15 protein-coding genes are annotated in these 15,952 nt (G+C 46.8%); 5 read left to right on the top strand and 10 right to left on the bottom strand.

Annotated features, from left to right (window positions below; genetic code table 11):
* Window positions 1-212: 212 nt before the first annotated feature.
* Entirely contained in the window at window positions 213-1,064 is an 852-nt protein-coding gene (locus ORJ00_RS04620; protein WP_306139122.1) for a hypothetical protein, read from the top strand.
* Window positions 1,065-1,140: 76 nt separating this feature from the next.
* Here the strand turns inward: ORJ00_RS04620 and ORJ00_RS04625 are convergent, their stop codons facing one another.
* From ORJ00_RS04625 to ampD, 10 genes are all read right to left on the bottom strand, one after another.
* On the bottom strand, window positions 1,141-1,533 hold the full coding sequence (locus ORJ00_RS04625) for a T6SS amidase immunity protein Tai4 family protein (RefSeq protein ID WP_306137010.1): 393 nt from the start codon (window positions 1,531-1,533) through the stop codon (window positions 1,141-1,143).
* A gap of 91 nt (window positions 1,534-1,624) precedes the next feature.
* A complete protein-coding gene (gene lpdA / locus ORJ00_RS04630; RefSeq protein WP_027670856.1) occupies window positions 1,625-3,037 on the bottom strand; it encodes a dihydrolipoyl dehydrogenase in 1,413 nt (470 codons plus the stop codon).
* 156 nt (window positions 3,038-3,193) lie between these two features.
* Window positions 3,194-4,864, bottom strand: coding sequence for a dihydrolipoyllysine-residue acetyltransferase (gene aceF, locus ORJ00_RS04635; RefSeq protein WP_306139123.1), 1,671 nt, complete (start codon window positions 4,862-4,864; stop codon window positions 3,194-3,196).
* A gap of 11 nt (window positions 4,865-4,875) precedes the next feature.
* Window positions 4,876-7,542 (bottom strand): pyruvate dehydrogenase (acetyl-transferring), homodimeric type, encoded by a 2,667-nt coding sequence (gene aceE / locus ORJ00_RS04640; protein WP_305977347.1) that lies wholly within the window; start codon window positions 7,540-7,542, stop codon window positions 4,876-4,878.
* A 65-nt stretch (window positions 7,543-7,607) separates the two neighbouring features.
* The gene (gene pdhR, locus ORJ00_RS04645) at window positions 7,608-8,366 is read right to left on the bottom strand and encodes a pyruvate dehydrogenase complex transcriptional repressor PdhR (RefSeq protein WP_027670859.1); all 759 of its coding nucleotides are present in this window, start codon (window positions 8,364-8,366) and stop codon (window positions 7,608-7,610) included.
* 213 nt (window positions 8,367-8,579) lie between these two features.
* Window positions 8,580-9,830: a sensor histidine kinase gene (locus ORJ00_RS04650; RefSeq protein ID WP_306139124.1), complete on the bottom strand. Its 1,251-nt coding sequence runs from the start codon at window positions 9,828-9,830 to the stop codon at window positions 8,580-8,582.
* Window positions 9,827-10,522: a response regulator transcription factor gene (locus ORJ00_RS04655; protein WP_306139125.1), complete on the bottom strand. Its 696-nt coding sequence runs from the start codon at window positions 10,520-10,522 to the stop codon at window positions 9,827-9,829. Before ORJ00_RS04655 ends, ORJ00_RS04650 begins: the two co-directional genes overlap by 4 nt.
* Window positions 10,522-11,439 carry an alpha/beta hydrolase family protein gene (locus ORJ00_RS04660; protein WP_305977605.1) on the bottom strand — a complete coding sequence of 306 codons (918 nt, stop codon included), beginning with the start codon at window positions 11,437-11,439 and terminating at the stop codon, window positions 10,522-10,524. The genes ORJ00_RS04655 and ORJ00_RS04660 overlap by 1 nt, the downstream gene beginning before the upstream one ends.
* Window positions 11,440-11,579: 140 nt before the next feature.
* Window positions 11,580-12,437 carry a regulatory signaling modulator protein AmpE gene (gene ampE / locus ORJ00_RS04665; RefSeq protein WP_306139126.1) on the bottom strand — a complete coding sequence of 286 codons (858 nt, stop codon included), beginning with the start codon at window positions 12,435-12,437 and terminating at the stop codon, window positions 11,580-11,582.
* Complete coding sequence (gene ampD, locus ORJ00_RS04670; protein ID WP_306139127.1) at window positions 12,434-12,991, bottom strand: 1,6-anhydro-N-acetylmuramyl-L-alanine amidase AmpD; 558 nt, start codon at window positions 12,989-12,991, stop codon at window positions 12,434-12,436. The genes ampE and ampD overlap by 4 nt, the downstream gene beginning before the upstream one ends.
* 68 nt (window positions 12,992-13,059) lie before the next feature.
* Here ampD and ORJ00_RS04675 point away from each other — a divergent pair, with 68 nt between their 5' ends.
* The 4 genes from ORJ00_RS04675 (at window position 13,060) to ORJ00_RS04690 (ending at window position 15,906) form a co-directional block, all read left to right on the top strand.
* Window positions 13,060-13,593 (top strand): retropepsin-like aspartic protease family protein, encoded by a 534-nt coding sequence (locus ORJ00_RS04675; protein ID WP_306139128.1) that lies wholly within the window; start codon window positions 13,060-13,062, stop codon window positions 13,591-13,593.
* 2 nt (window positions 13,594-13,595) lie between these two features.
* A complete protein-coding gene (gene nadC, locus ORJ00_RS04680) occupies window positions 13,596-14,465 on the top strand; it encodes a carboxylating nicotinate-nucleotide diphosphorylase (RefSeq protein ID WP_306139129.1) in 870 nt (289 codons plus the stop codon).
* Window positions 14,466-14,552: 87 nt separating this feature from the next.
* Window positions 14,553-15,218, top strand: coding sequence for a DUF1294 domain-containing protein (locus tag ORJ00_RS04685; RefSeq protein WP_306139130.1), 666 nt, complete (start codon window positions 14,553-14,555; stop codon window positions 15,216-15,218).
* Window positions 15,219-15,546: 328 nt separating this feature from the next.
* On the top strand, window positions 15,547-15,906 hold the full coding sequence (locus tag ORJ00_RS04690; protein WP_306139235.1) for a pilin: 360 nt from the start codon (window positions 15,547-15,549) through the stop codon (window positions 15,904-15,906).
* The last annotated feature ends 46 nt before the right edge of the window (window positions 15,907-15,952 follow it).

Below are 15,952 nucleotides of genomic sequence, written 5' to 3' on the forward strand. Positions count from 1 at the left end.
AGATTAAAATTAAAGCTGCTACACATCAGCTGAATCAGTTAATTTTGATCTGACCCTGAGGGATCCCCACGAATTCAGCCCCTAATATTTACCCTAATATTTGTAGTTCCAGTAAATGCTTTACCGCTTCGGTGTGTTATTTTATGCTCAATAACATCCCCTGAAAGTAATTCAAATTGCCTGTAAATTTAAATGTATTTTGAGATCGTTTTATGAAGAAAATAAGGAGTAAAGTCACCATAATTCTGAGCGTATGCATCTCGACTCTACTCATGCTCTACATCTACTCAATTAACTTTAATAATAAAAACAACGCTACAGAGCCCGCAAGCCATGAATTAAAAAGTGTAGCGCCGGTAGGTACAACTCCAGAAATAATTTCATCGAATTTAGGTTTGGCAGACGATTTTTCGCCCAATAGCATTGATTCAAAAGAGAGCCAGCGCTCGATTTTAATTCCCAACGATAAAAGCAATCTGATAAATACTGAAAAAAAATTATATAAACTTGAAACTCCGGCTGAGTCATTAGCGTCATTTAACAAACATGTACTTGCAGAGTATTGTTTAAATTACTTCAGCACTGTCTCTACCTATGGGAGCGTGGAGCAGGCTGCAAATAACTTCACCAATGAAACCGGCCATGACTATAGCGAATTGAACCAGCGGTTTAGCAATGCCCAGTTTGAATGTCAGAATTATCAAAATATGAGCGAAGCAGACATGCTGCTAGCTGTGGATAACTATCTCATTGAGTCCGTAAACTTAGGGAATGAAGTTGCTCAATCAAAGTATGCTTCAATGCTTAGTCAAAAATCAATTTTTGCTCAAGAACTCTATCAGCGCGATGTTCGTTTAAAGTTTCATCAGCAAGCAATTGAAGTGTTAACAAAACTCAGTGACAAGGGGCATCCAGAAAGTATGTTATCACTCGCAATGCTTCTAGCAGACTATATTCATTTCCCTGAAACTTATGACTCCGAACTAGCGCGCCAATACCTAGACAGGTATGAAGCGTTGACTAACAGAGATATGAGCAAGCTGAAACAAACGATAGCAGATTAAAGAATATCCAGTTTAAAGCGCTTAAAAACAACAAAGGCCGCATTCGCGGCCTTTGGTTCATTCTATTCTCGCGAAATTAATTCTTCTTATTCATATCCGGCAATTCAGCGGCGTAGCCCTGATAGATCTTTGTCACCAGCTCTGACTCTGCAAAGTCTATACACTTCATCAGGTTATTTTGCTTGCCCGCTTGCGTGGCGTAGTCTTTTTGCAGCCACTGCTGTATCGGCTTTATCAATGCGTCGTAGGCCTCCAGCGGCATAGCACCAAACTCGCGATAGCCGTTTAGTGCACTTACTGCCTGATCGTAAATCTCACCTTCAGTAAAGGCGGTAGCCAAACAACTGGCCTGAGCATAGTGTTGAAACAGCTTTACGCCACTCTGATGTTTAAACGCCATATCGGCATGTGCGCTAAAACTGAGCAAAAGCGCTGAGATGGCTGCATTAACAGATTTATTAGTAAACATAGCGACCTCCTCCGTACGTCCCCTGAATTGCTGGTATAAAACAACAAAGGCCGCATAAGCGGCCTTGGTCTTAAACACTCACTCAGAAAAATTACTTCTTCTTTGCTTTCGGGTTTGGCAGGTCGGTGATTGAACCTTCGTACATCTCGGCGGCTAAACCGATAGACTCGTTCAGCGTTGGGTGAGCGTGAATGGTTAACGCGATGTCTTCTGCGTCGGCACCCATTTCTACGGCTAAACAGATTTCACCCAGCATTTCACCGGCGTTAATACCGACAATAGCGCCACCGATAATGCGGTGCGTGTCTTTGTCGAAAATCAGCTTAGTGAAGCCTTCAGTACGGGCTGAGGCGATAGCACGGCCTGACGCTGCCCATGGGAAGGTAGCGGTTTCATATTTTAAGCCCTGCTCTTTCGCTTCTTTCTCAGTAACGCCTGTCCAGGCCATTTCCGGGTCGGTGTAGGCTACTGATGGAATGCAGCGTGGGTCGAAGTAGTGCTTCATACCAGAGATAACTTCAGCAGCCACGTGGCCTTCGTGTACGGCTTTGTGCGCTAACATTGGCTGACCGATAACGTCGCCGATAGCATAGATATGGCCAACGTTAGTACGCAGTTGCTTATCTACATTGATAAAGCCGCGCTCGTCGACGTTAACACCGGCTTTTGCCGCGTCTAACAGGTTGCCGTTTGGCTTACGGCCAACTGCTACCAGAATTTTGTCATAACGAACAGCTTTTTCTGGTGCGTTTTTACCTTCAAATGTAACGTACAGGCCGTCGTCTTTAGCTTCAACTGCCGTTACCTTGGTAGATAACATGATGTTGAAGTTTTTGCTGTTGTACTTGGTGTAGGCTTTAACTAAGTCAGCATCGGCTGCGGGTACTAACTGGTCAGCAAATTCTACTACCGATACTTTAGAACCCAGCGCACGGTAAACAGTGCCCATTTCTAAACCGATAATACCGCCGCCCAATACCAGCATTTCGCCCGGGATGTCTTTTAATTCCAGTGCGCCGGTTGAGTCGATAACGCGGTCGTCATCTTTTGGAATGAATGGCAGTGCAACTGGCTCTGAACCAGCGGCAATAATAGCCTGTTCAAAGGTAATAGTGGTGTCGCCAACCTGTAAGGTGTTCGCACCGGTAAATTTACCGAAGCCATTTACTACCTTAACTTTACGCATTTTCGCCATGCCGCCCAAGCCGTTGGTTAACTGACCAACCACTTTGTCTTTCCAGGCACGGATTTTATCTAAATCAATTTCTGGTGCGCCAAAAGTCACACCGTGTGATGCCATATCGCGGGCATCGTCAATCACCTTAGCAACGTGTAATAAGGCTTTAGACGGAATACAACCTACGTTTAAGCACACGCCACCTAAGGTGCTGCGGGCTTCAACCAGGGTAACGTCTAAACCTAAATCTGCTGCACGAAACGCTGCAGAATAACCGCCAGGGCCTGCGCCCACGACTACTACCTGAGTTTTAATATCGTTGCTCATCGTATTACCTTTTATATCGGGTCAGTTCGGGTGACTGATAGCAGCATGTAGGACAAGGCTATCAGGCGAAAAAAGTGGCAGAATTTTAACATCCTGCCTGAGCGATGTCCCGTAACTTTTCAGCACGGGACACAAAATTTGCTCAAGTAAAATGTATTACATAATGATCTGGCGAATATCGGCCAGATAACTGGCCAGTGTTGCGGTAAAGCGTGCTGCCAGGGCACCGTCTATAACGCGGTGGTCGTAAGACACACTTAACGGCAACATCAGCTTAGGCTCAAACTCTTTACCGTTCCATTTTGGCTTAATGTCAGACTTCGATACCCCTAATATGGCAACTTCCGGCGCATTTACAATAGGCGTAAACGCCGTACCGCCAATGCCGCCTAAGCTTGAAATGGTAAAACAGCCGCCTTGCATGTCGCTGGAGGTTAATTTACCCTCGCGCGCTTTTACCGAGATTTCCTGCAGCTCGCGTGACAGCTCGATAATGCCTTTTTTGTTAACGTCTTTAACCACCGGCACCACTAAGCCATTGGGTGTATCTACCGCAATACCTAAGTGCACGTATTTCTTTAATATTAAGCTTGCACCGTCTTCTGATAGCGAGCTACAGAAGGTGGGGAATTCTTCCAGTGCTTTGGCCACGGCTTTCATAATAAACACCAGTGGCGTGTACTTAACACCGAGTTTTTTCTTCTCGGCCAATGCGTTTTGCTCTTTGCGGAAGTCTTCCAGGCCGGTGATATCGGCTTCGTCAAACTGGGTAACATGCGGAATGCGCACCCAGTTACGGTGTAAATTGTTACCAGACAGTTTTTGAATACGTGACAGCGGCTTGGCTTCAACTTCGCCAAATTTAGCAAAATCGACTTTAGGCCAGGCGATTAAATCAAAGCCCATGCTGCTTCCTGCTCCAGAAGCGGCGCCTGAACCAGCGCTTGCTGCACCAGACTCAACCTGTTTCACCAGTTGTTTCACATAGTTTTGTACGTCTTCTTTTACTACACGGTCTTTACGACCGGTACCTTTAACCTTGGCCAGGTTAATACCAAATTCACGTGCTAAACGGCGAATAACTGGTGATGCATGCGCATAGGCCGTGTTTTCAACAAAGCCGTCGTTTGACGATGCAGGAGCAGAATCAGCTTTGCTTTCAGTTTTGACCGGCGCAGCTTCAGCTTTAATTTCGGCTTTGCTTTCTGCTTTTGGCGCTTCAGCTTCTGCCGGTACAGCATCGGCCGAGCCTGTGGTTTCAAACACCATAATCAGGCTGCCGGTAGACACCTTGTCGCCGACACTGATTTTAATTTCTTTAACCTTACCAGCGAACGGCGCCGGTACTTCCATACTGGCTTTGTCGCCTTCAACACTAAGCAGTGACTGATCTTCGGTTACCGTGTCGCCCACTTTAACCATAATCTCGGTAACTTCTACTGCGTCACCGCCAATATCCGGTACGTTAACATCTTGTACGGCGGTTTTGCTTTCTGTCTTGGCCGCCGTGTCAGCTTTAGCGTCGGTTTTAGCGTCAGCTTTCGGCTCGGTTTTAGCTTCTTGCTTCGCCGGTGCGGCGTCGGCTTTAGCAGCGGCTTCGCCTTCAAAAATCATAATCAGGCTGCCGGTGTTTACCTTGTCGCCTACTTTAACTTTAATTTCTTTTACCACGCCAGCTTCTGCCGCTGGTACTTCCATTGACGCCTTGTCACCTTCAACGCTAAGTAAAGACTGATCTGCGGCAACCTTATCGCCTACCTTGACCAGAATCTCAGTGACTTCAACTTCATCAGCACCAATATCCGGAACTTGAATTTCAATAGTCATTTGCAATCCTCTTATGCGTACAGCGGGTTGGTTTTACCGGTGTCGATGCCAAATTTCTTAATCGCATCAACCACTACCGCTTTTTTCAGTTCGCCTTGTTTTACCAGCTCGGTTAATGCCGCTACCACAATGTAGCCGGCGTTAACTTCAAAGTGACGACGCAAATTCTCACGGCTGTCAGAGCGGCCGTAACCGTCTGTACCCAGCACCTTGTAAGACGCCGCAGGCACAAAGGCACGCACTTGATCAGCATAGTTTTTCATATAGTCGGTTGCCGCTATGGCCGGCGCCGCGTTCATAACACTTGCAATAAATGGCGTTTTGGCTTCGGCTTCCGGGTTTAGCATGTTAAAACGCTCGCAGTCCTGGCCGTCACGTGCCAGCTCGTTAAACGAGGTTACCGAGTACACGTCAGACGCAACGCCGTAATCTTTACTTAAGATTTCAGCGGCTTTACGCACTTCGTTTAATATCGTGCCTGAGCCTAACAACTGCACTTTACCGCGGTCGCCATTTAAGCTTTCCAACTTATAAATACCGCGACGAATACCGTCTTCAGCGCCTTTAGGCATTGCCGGGTGATGGTAGTTCTCGTTCATTACGGTAATGTAGTAGTAGATGTTTTCCTGTGCTTCGCCATACATGCGGTGAATACCGTCATGCAGAATAACCGCCAGCTCAAAAGCGTAGGTGGGGTCGTACGAAATACAGTTAGGCACGGTGCTGGCTAAAATATGGCTGTGGCCATCTTCGTGCTGCAAACCTTCGCCATTTAACGTGGTGCGCCCTGCTGTGGCACCTAACAAGAAACCACGGGCTTGTTGATCACCCGCCATCCACGCCATATCGCCAACACGTTGGAAACCAAACATGGAGTAATAAATGTAAAACGGGATCATCGGTAAATCGTTGGTGCTGTAAGACGTTGCTGCAGCAACCCAGGATGACATAGCACCCAGTTCGTTAATACCTTCTTGCAGTACCTGTCCACCGATATCTTCTTTGTAGTAGCTCACTACAGAACGGTCTTCCGGTGTATACGTTTGGCCGCCCGGGTTATAGATACCAATTTGACGGAACAAGCCTTCCATACCAAAAGTACGGGCTTCGTCGGCAATAATAGGCACAATTTGCTTACCTATGTGCTGATCTTTCAGCAAAATATTCAGCGCCCGCACATAGGCCATGGTGGTAGAGATATCCCGCTTTTGCTCTTCCAACAATGCATCAAAAGCAGATAATGCCGGCAGTTCCAGTTTTTGCGTAAAATTAGGCAAACGTACTGGCGTGTAGCCGTTTAACGCCGCACGGCGGTCGTGCAGGTACTTCAGCTCTGGCGAGCCTTCCGGCAACTTAATATACGGTAAGTCGGCCACCGCCTCTTCGCTGATATAATCTTCCAGACCTAAACGCTTGCGCAATTGCAGCACGTGGGTCATGTCCATTTTTTTCACCTGGTGCGCGATGTTTTTACCTTCTGCCGCATCGCCCATGCCGTAACCTTTAACGGTTTTAGCTAAAATAACCGTCGGTTTATCGGTACATTCCTGTGCCGCTTTAAACGCAGCAAACAACTTAGACGGCTCATGACCACCGCGTTTTAGCGCGAAAATTTCTTCGTCAGTCATATCGGCTACCAGTGCGGTGGTTTCCGGGTAACGGCCAAAGAAGTGCTTACGCACATAGGCACCATCGTTAGCTTTGTAAGTTTGGTAGTCGCCGTCGACGGTTTCGTTCATCAGTTGCAGTAATTTACCAGTGGTGTCTTTGGCCAGTAATTTGTCCCAGCCACGACCCCATACCACTTTAATGACGTTCCAACCGGCGCCACGGAACAAGCCTTCCAGTTCCTGAATAATTTTACCGTTACCCATTACCGGGCCGTCAAGGCGCTGCAGGTTACAGTTAATTAAGTAACACAGGTTGCCCAGCTTCTCACGCGCGGCGAAGCTGATAGCACCGCGTGATTCTGGCTCGTCCATCTCACCGTCACCTAAAAAGGCATATACGCGCTGCGCACTGGTGTCTTTTAAACCACGGCCGTGTAAGTACTTTAAGAAACGCGCCTGATAAATTGAAGCAATAGGGCCTAAACCCATCGACACCGTAGGGAACTGCCAAAACTCTGGCATCAATTTAGGGTGCGGGTAGCTAGATAAGCCTTTGCCGTCTACTTCCTGACGGAAGCTGTCTAACTGTTCAGCCGTTAAGCGGCCTTCAACAAAAGCGCGGGCATAAATACCCGGTGAAATATGGCCCTGGTAATACACTAAATCGCCACCGTCTTTGTCGTTTGGTGCGCGGAAAAAGTGGTTAAAACAGGTTTCATAAAACGCAGCTGAAGACTGGAACGATGCCATGTGGCCGCCCAAATCCAGCTCTTTTTTCGAACCGCGCAATACGATCATAATGGCGTTCCAACGGATAACCGAACGAATACGTCGCTCCAGGTTAACATCGCCCGGATAAGCCGGTTCTTGCTGCGTAGGAATAGTATTAATGTAGTTCGTTGTTACGCCGGTTGGCATAGCCACACCGTCTAACCGGGCCTGCTCCAGTACTTGCTCTAACAAGAACTGTGCCCGCTCTACCCCTTCGGTGCGAACAACTGATTCCAGCGCTTCAAGCCACTCTTTGGTTTCCAGAGCGTCGATGTCAACTTTACTGACTTCAGACATATCGAGGTTTCCTTTGGTTATGCACGCCTGTGCTATAGATGCCCATGTGCGTTAATAATAAGATACTAGCCTTGCTGCGTGCGCCGTAAAGACCGCTCAATACGCGAGCGCTCTTTGCCAACATCCAGCAAAGCTTCTTCAATAAAGGCCAGATGGCCATTGCTAGCCTGGCGGGCTTTTTCTGGCTCGCCATTAATAACCGCTTGCATTAGCCGTTGCCGATGCGAATTCAGCTGGCTGACAATGCCTTCTTTTTGCTGCAGTGTTTCCAGGTTTACCCGGATATTCTGCTCTACTAATGGTGTTAGGCCGCGAACTAAATGCAGTATCACCACATTGTGCGACGCTTCTGCGACGGCTAAATAAAAACTGCCTACAGCACGGGCTTCTGCGTCTATATCGTTTAACTGCTGCGCCTGACAAATAGCGTCATAGTGTGCAGTAATTTGAGCAAAGTCGGCATCTGTGCCACGCAATGCTGCGTAGTACGCACAAATACCTTCCAGTGCGTGCCTGAATTCCAGTAAATCAAATTGTGACTCTGGATGGCGGGCGATCAGTTCAAACAACGGATCAGTAAGCCCAACAGCTAAATTGTCACACACGTAGGTGCCGCCACCTTGACGCCGGCTAACTAAACCCTTGGCTTCCAGTTTTTGAATGGCCTCACGCAACGATGGCCGCGACACCGCAAACATTTCAGCTAAATCACGTTCTGGTGGCAGCTTTTGCCCTGGCGTAAAACTGCCTTCAAGCAACATATTCTCTAGCTGCTCGACAATGCGATCAGAGAGTTTTGCCGGTTTAATTTTTAAATCTGCCATGCTGCGCTGTATGCCCTGGTACAGAGCCCGCATTGGACTCGATGTAAATTGGTCTTACCAATTTATTTTTAGTGGTGATAAGGTAGCAGTTTCTGCATAATAAGTAAATAAAGCAGAGAATCTATGCAAAGGCAAAAGCGGAAAATAGTTAGAGTAATAACTCAACATGGCTAAGGTGTGACAGGCGTAGAAAGAATTGGTCTGACCAGATTATTAGTCAGGGAATTGTAGCCGAACACAAGTGCCTTGGTTATTGCTATGAAGCTGATAAAGGATCTGCCATTTGTCACACAACCGTTTCACCAAGGATAAACCCACACCCATACCCTGGCTGCTTTGTCCCTTAACACCGGATTCAAATACCTGTTCACGTATTGAAGCGTCAATACCACTGCCACTATCCTGCACTGTCAATACCTGATGCTGAAATGTGATACCAATAACTCCTGATGTCGTATGTTCAAAGGCATTACCTATCAGGTTATTCAGTAAAATAAGCAGCGAATTTTCATCCATCGTTAGCTGCGATTGCACGGAAATATCAAGCTGCAGCTTAACGGTCTTGCCGTCTAACTTAGCTTGCTGTTGCAGTATGCTTTGCTCTACCAACGGCAACAGCTTAACAGGTGCCGCAGCGGGTAGTTGCTCTCGTGCCAGCAGCATAAGTGTCTCTATTGTTTGATTTATTTGTAACTGCGCACTTTGCAAACGTTGTACTAACAGTACTTGCTGCGTCGTTAACGGGCTATGTTGTATTAGCGTAAGCGCGCCCTGAATTACCGTAAGTGGTGTGCGTAACTCGTGCGACACATCCTGAGTAAACTGTTGTTCACGGCCGATAAATTCAGCGACTCGCTGCCAGGATTTTTGCAGTGCTTGTGCCAGACGACCAATTTCATCCGGGCTAAAGTCATTGGCAAAGCTTGCGGTTAATGGCATAGCAGACTGTTGCCCGGTACTATCAACCACCCGGGTTAATTGATGCAGAGGCTTTAACACGCGTCTCGCCAGCAAATAAGCAAAGCCAGCAGAGCACAGCACAACAATAAGCTGCAGCGTGAACAGAAACACGGCTAACTGTTGCCGCATTTGCCTAACCACTAATTGCTCAGTAACATCGGCCAGAAGAAACCCCTTGGATAACCGGAATAGGTGGAAGTGCCGTCCGCCGTCCAGAGCAAACTCGTTGCGTGTAGGCGCATGTAGCAAGCTAGTTTGAATAGGCTGCGGCAGCGCTGATATTTCCTTATAGTAGCTCGCAAACGTCAGCCGCGGTGTTACCAAGGTATCAGATGCTAACTGCTGCTCTACATAGGACGCTTCGGCTTTTAAAAAGGTTTCAAAAACCTGATCCTCAGTATGATAAGCAAAAATAATGGTACTTAAACCAAACAGCAATGCCGCCAAGGCTGAACTGGCGATAAAGGCAAGCAGAATGCGGCGTCTCAGTGATTGCATTTTCATGTTGCAGCCTTTGTTTTTAAGGCAAAGCCAACGCCGAGCAAGGTTTCAATAGTTATTGAAGCGCCATGCTGTTGCAGGGTTTTTCGTAATTGATAAAGATGTGAGCGCAATGCATCAGACTCCGTCAGCTCATCGCCCCAAATCCTGCTACACAACTCGCTGCGGCAAACCGGACGCGGGTGCGTTTCCAGTAATATGTTCAACAGCTGAAATCCGATAGGTTTTAATTCCATCACCCTAGCATCACACATTACCTGATGTAAGTGCTTGTTCAAGCAAATGTTTCCAAATATTAATTGATGATGCTGCTGCAGATAACGTTTGGCTAGCACCTGCACCCTGACCCATAGTTCAGCCAAATCAAACGGTTTTACCAAATAATCATCCGCACCGACATTGAAACCGTCTAACTTGTGCTGCAAGCTATCTCGTGCGGTTAGCATAAGAATAGGAATATGCCGCGGCGCGCGCTTGCGCAGCAGTGCACAAACATCAAGCCCATCTAACTGTGGTAAGGTTAAATCAAGCACCACTACGTCATAATAATTTTGCAATGCCAGATCAGCGCCTTGCCGGCCCTGCAAGGCAAAATCCACCACGGCACCTTGCATAGTAAAATAATCGGAGATATTAGCCTGTATCGCCCGATTATCTTCAATTACCAACACAGATAAGCTGTTACTTACTGACATTACAACCATTGCTCAAACAGTTGCACATAATCTGCCGGTAGCAAGTGGCCACTAGTAAACACGTGATACTGTTTATCGGCATTAGGTAAGGCGTTAAATAGCTGCATGTTTTCTTTTTCACTCGCATATTCATCATCATTAGCAGTTAAGAGTAATACCGGATTATCTGCTAGCCCTTGTAACATGTTCAACGGCGCCACGATGGCCGTGCGACTGTTAACATGTGGCGGCACCACAGCGGCAACGCGGCGTACTCTATTATCTACTGCTGCCAGCAACAAACTAACGTGCGCGCCCATGCTATAGCCTGCAACATCAATACGCGTTGCGTCAAACTGCGGTTGAGTACCAAGCCAGTCTATCAGCAAACGATGATCGCGCACGGTATCTATCAGCATCTGTTCATATGGCTCACGCTCACCCCACCAATGCAAATTATTAATGATATCAACGATACTGTGGTTAGGATCTTTGCGTTCACCATGGTTACGCGCATCTATGGTTACCACAGCATAGCCTTTTGCCAATGCCATGCTGGTGATCTTGTCGGTGCTCTCCCTTGTTGGCCTGTCTTTAAAACTATTTTGCCACCAACGCACATGCGCACGCCCCATCGCATGTGCACCAATCAGTACCGGTAAGGGTTGTGACATTTGCGTTGTAGATGTGGGTAAACGCATATAGCCGTTTACTTTGGCGCCGTCAAAACTGTTGTAGTGAAAATGATAGCCATTGTTGTCATCTTGCTGCAGTTGCAGGTTAACCGGCTGAGATAGCGTATAAGCATAACGCTCTGTAATGTCCGCGGCACTTACCGTGTAGGGTTTTAAGCCAAATAAAGCGTACCAGCCTGCAGCCAAGGCAGTAATAACCGCACCTAAGGTTAGTAGCATTTTTTTCACTCCGATTTTGTTCATCCTAATTACCCGTTTCAGGTTGTGTTTAACTAACAATCAGGGTGTCATGGTGTTTGTGAAATCAGCGTGAAGTTGGCATAAAATGGAAAAATAAGCACAAAAAAGGCGCCATAAAGGCGCCTTAACAACAGACTAGCGGTTTACCCCAACCAGCCACTTAGGGTTAAAATAGCTGCAAATGCTAAGAAAAACAGCATATTGCGCTTAGCCAGCTGCACCATATAGCTGCTGTCTTCCAACGTATTCAAGCTCTCAACAGGTAAGGGCTCGGCTGCGGTAGCCACATCAGCAACGACGTGTTCGTTGTCGGCGGTAAAATCAAGGAAATAACTTAGCAGCGTGGTTGAGGCGCGTGAAAAATGCCCCACCAACGCAAAACCCAAACCAAATAAACGCGCAGGAAACCAGTGCGCCCAGTGAGCAATACAATGCACCGCCTTGTTGTCATCACCCAAGCAAACGGCATAATCTGCCGCATCGTCGTCTGCTACAGTTTCTTGTAGGTGCCTTACCAGCGCATAAGTTATGACACCAAATACGCCAAGTAACAAAAACCAAAACACGACGGTGGCGTAATAGCGAAAATTCAACCACACCAACAGTTGGCCATAGCTGCTTTGCTCACGTTGACTGCCCATATCGGTGCGTATTTGTTGCATGGCCAGAAATGCGGCTTCTTCGTCGCCTCGTTCCATGGCATTTAAATACTGCTTGTACAGCTGACGATAATGCCAACAACCAATCGCCACTAACAACACCAAGGTGCTGACAACCAGTGAGAGCAAATGACTGTCGGCTAAATAAAGTAGCAATGTTAGCGCGGCACCTGGCAATGCCAGCCAGAGATACTGGCCAAGCTGATGCGATGCCAGTTTATTAAGGGCCGACCCTGCGCTAAACCTTACATAAGCCCGACAATAACGACTCGCCTGCCAGGCGTTACTGCGCACTGCCAACCGTTCAATAATTAACGCCAGCAGCATACTAATTAATGTCATACAGAAAACTCCTTGATGGCTCTTTGGTAACGCTTCCAGTCAAACGCGATGCCCGGGTCAGTTTTTCGCCCGGGCGCAATATCACAGTGTCCCACTATACGCTCTGACGTAATAGCCGGATGCTGCTGCAACAAAAAATCCGTCAGCTGTATCAAACTAAGATATTGCTGCTCAGTATAAGGTAAATTGTCGGTGCCTTCTAACTCGATACCAATAGCAAAGTCGTTGCAGCGCTCACGGCCATTAAAATCACTTTTACCTGCATGCCAGGCACGCTTGTCAAAAGGGACATAATTAAAAATACGGCCATCGCGCCAAATAACACAATGCGCAGACACCCTCATTCCGCGCAAATCGTTGAAGCTAGGATCCGCGTTGCAATCCAAAGTGCCCATAAACAAGGCGTCAACGTAACTTTGTTCTGGTTGCAACGTAAATTTGCCAGCAGGCAGGCTAATATTGTGGATCACCAACAAGCTGATGCTTTCGCCCGCGGGGCGCGCATCAAAATGCGGGCTATGGCGAATGGTCATGGTAGGCGCATGGGCACTCATCAGAAGTTTTGCCTTTGCCGGATGGTATCAGTAAGCTATAGCGCTATTGTCAACGCAGGACGCTATTAATGCAAGCACCTGAACCAACTAACAAATATGGTAAGACCTTTGCCATTATTGCCTGGTTAATACTGATGGTACTGCTGTTTATGTTTTTTCAGGACACCATTGATAAACAGCTTAACCCTAATCAGCAACTACACAGCATACAGGGCAGTGGCGGTGAAACCCGCACAGTATTAATTCGCAATAAAAGCGGCCATTATGTTGGCACTGCACTTATTAATAACCAACCGGTCAATTTTATGCTCGACACCGGCGCTACTACTATCGCAATAGATGACAGCACCGCTAAGCAGCTGGGTATGCCATTTGGTCAACCTATGCAGGTTAGCACTGCCAATGGTGTGACTCAGGCATTTTTAAGCCGGGTAGACAGCCTGCAACTAGGTGATATTACGTTGTACAATATTCCTGCCAGCATAGTGCTTAATTTAGCCAATGGTCGTGGCGATGCAGAGATATTACTGGGCATGAGTGCGTTAAAACAGTTAGAATTCCATCAACAAGGCAACCAACTCACGCTGATCCAACACCAATAATTATGCATACTGACTACCTTGATTTGCTGCAACATGAAATACAACGCGCTGTCGCCAGTGCACTATCTGAAGACCTGGGCTTTTTACCGGTTGCACAAGGCGACATTACGGCGTCTTTAATCCCTGCAACCCAGCTAGCCAGCGCGCACATTATTACCCGTGAAGACTGTGTCATATGTGGTACCACCTTTGTCGATGAGGTATTTAAGCAACTGGGTAACGACGTCACGGTTGTTTGGCAGGTTAAAGACGGCGATAAGGTAAGCGCCAATGCCACGCTATGCACACTGCAAGGCCCGGCGCGTATTTTGCTGACAGGTGAACGCAGTGCATTAAACTTTTTGCAGCTACTCAGTGCTACCGCAACACAAACTGCGCATTATGTGCAGTTTTTAGCCGGCAGCAACACGCGGTTACTGGATACGCGTAAAACTATTCCCGGTTTGCGCTTTGCGCAAAAATACGCCGTCTTTGTTGGCGGTGGTAAAAACCATCGTATTGGCCTGTTCGATGCCTTTTTAATTAAAGAAAACCACATAGCCGCCGCAGGATCCATTGCCAAAGCGGTGGCAACAGCCCGGCAGAATTTTCCTGACAAACCGGTTGAAGTAGAAACAGAAAACCTCGACGAGCTGCAACAGGCTCTTACTGCAGGCGCGGATATTATTATGCTGGATAACTTTAGCCTGGCCGACATTAAACAGGCGGTTAGGCTTAATAACGGCCGGGCCAAGCTGGAAGTGTCAGGTAACATTACCAGTGAGCGTTTAGCTGAGCTCGCGGCAACGGGTGTCGATTACATATCCAGTGGCGCATTAACTAAACACGTGCAGGCCATTGATTTGTCTATGCGACTAAAGAATACCCCCTAAACAATGCCTAAATAATATAATGTTGTTTAAACTTCTGGTACGTTGTTGTGGTCTCAGGGAGCGAGGCGATAATCCAGGATATGTTTAATGCATTTAACCGGTACAGTGGTGTTTTGGCGCGACGATAAAGGCTTTGGTTTTGTGTTGTGCGACAACACGGCTGAAAAATTGTTTTTCCATATAAGAGACAACACCGACCGCACTGAAAGGCCAACACAAGGCGATCGACTGCAATTTAGCCTGGCGCAAGATAAACAGGGCCGTAATATCGCCGCACCCTGGCAGTTAATGACAAGCAAAACTACCAGTAAAAACAAAAATACCAGTACGCCTTCGCACTACCCTACCGAAGGTTTTAGCATTCAGTATGCGCATCAAATTGCACTTATTTTTCGTATTAGCTTCTTAATTGCGGTTGCGGCTGCACTGCTATTTGGCCGGTTAATCTATGTGCTACCGCTGCTGTATGTTGAAGCCAGTATTTTTACCTATTGGCTGTATAAAACAGATAAAGAAGCGGCCATAGCGCGGCATGGTAATCGTTTAACTGAAGAAAGCCTGCAATTGTTTAGCCTAATAGGTGGCTGGCCCGGCGCTTATCTGGCACAGCAGCAACTGGCGCATAAAAACCGCAAACATCAGTTTCGCCGTGAATTCGGCTTTGTTATTTTAGGAAATGCCCTACTCGTTATCTGGCTGTTCTCATCCTGGGGCCAAGCATTTTTGGCCAGAATGGCATTGCTGGCAAACTAACATTCTAATACGGCTTAATGACAATACGCCCCCAACTAAGGCGATACAGCTTAACCCGCCCCGTTTTTTGCAAATTTAATTTGTATGCTGGATAACTGCATAAAACCACAAAACACCATCGGTAAAACCGCTTATTTTTAGAGCACCAAAACTAGTACTTTAATACTATAAAAATACAATGAGTTTATATTTACATTCAGTAAATATTCATAAATAGCAATAATTTAGGAGTGTTTGTCAAATTTACGTACATTTTACTTGCAACTGCGATGAAAATAGCCAAAATATGCAGTAGCCTTATTGGCTAACAAAACATCAGGAGAAGTAAATTATGAAACGTACTCAACAAGGTTTTACCTTAATTGAATTAATGATCGTTGTAGCGATCATCGGTATTTTAGCAGCAGTAGCATTACCAGCTTACCGCGACTACACTCAGCGCGGTGCAAACGGCGCTTGTATGAACGAAGCTAAATCATATATGGCAACTGCTGTTGCAAACTTAGCAAATGACGAAGCGGCAACTGCTTATGTTGCGTCAGCATGTGCTTCAGGCGCAACTCCTACAGCTGCGCAATATCAAGGTGGAACTGCAGTAACTTTTGTCACTAAAGTTCGTGGTACATCTACAGTGAAAAAAGACGTATCTTGTAACGCTGGTTCAGGTGCTTGTACATTCAGCAGCTAATTGTTATGTAATACTACAAACACTCCGCATTGCGGAGTGTTTTTTT

Origin of the sequence: Rheinheimera baltica (genome assembly GCF_030731985.1) — a bacterium.
Classification (GTDB): Bacteria; Pseudomonadota; Gammaproteobacteria; order Enterobacterales; family Alteromonadaceae; genus Alishewanella; species Alishewanella baltica.

Coding starts and splice junctions, on each gene's coding strand:
- ORJ00_RS04620 (WP_306139122.1), top strand. CDS start 213: ATGAAGAAAATAAGGAGTAAAGTCACCATAATTCTGAGCGTATGCATC.
- ORJ00_RS04625 (WP_306137010.1), bottom strand. CDS start 1,533: ATGTTTACTAATAAATCTGTTAATGCAGCCATCTCAGCGCTTTTGCTC.
- lpdA (WP_027670856.1), bottom strand. CDS start 3,037: ATGAGCAACGATATTAAAACTCAGGTAGTAGTCGTGGGCGCAGGCCCT.
- aceF (WP_306139123.1), bottom strand. CDS start 4,864: ATGACTATTGAAATTCAAGTTCCGGATATTGGTGCTGATGAAGTTGAA.
- aceE (WP_305977347.1), bottom strand. CDS start 7,542: ATGTCTGAAGTCAGTAAAGTTGACATCGACGCTCTGGAAACCAAAGAG.
- pdhR (WP_027670859.1), bottom strand. CDS start 8,366: ATGGCAGATTTAAAAATTAAACCGGCAAAACTCTCTGATCGCATTGTC.
- ORJ00_RS04650 (WP_306139124.1), bottom strand. CDS start 9,830: ATGAAAATGCAATCACTGAGACGCCGCATTCTGCTTGCCTTTATCGCC.
- ORJ00_RS04655 (WP_306139125.1), bottom strand. CDS start 10,522: ATGTCAGTAAGTAACAGCTTATCTGTGTTGGTAATTGAAGATAATCGG.
- ORJ00_RS04660 (WP_305977605.1), bottom strand. CDS start 11,439: ATGAACAAAATCGGAGTGAAAAAAATGCTACTAACCTTAGGTGCGGTT.
- ampE (WP_306139126.1), bottom strand. CDS start 12,437: ATGACATTAATTAGTATGCTGCTGGCGTTAATTATTGAACGGTTGGCA.
- ampD (WP_306139127.1), bottom strand. CDS start 12,991: ATGAGTGCCCATGCGCCTACCATGACCATTCGCCATAGCCCGCATTTT.
- ORJ00_RS04675 (WP_306139128.1), top strand. CDS start 13,060: ATGCAAGCACCTGAACCAACTAACAAATATGGTAAGACCTTTGCCATT.
- nadC (WP_306139129.1), top strand. CDS start 13,596: ATGCATACTGACTACCTTGATTTGCTGCAACATGAAATACAACGCGCT.
- ORJ00_RS04685 (WP_306139130.1), top strand. CDS start 14,553: ATGCATTTAACCGGTACAGTGGTGTTTTGGCGCGACGATAAAGGCTTT.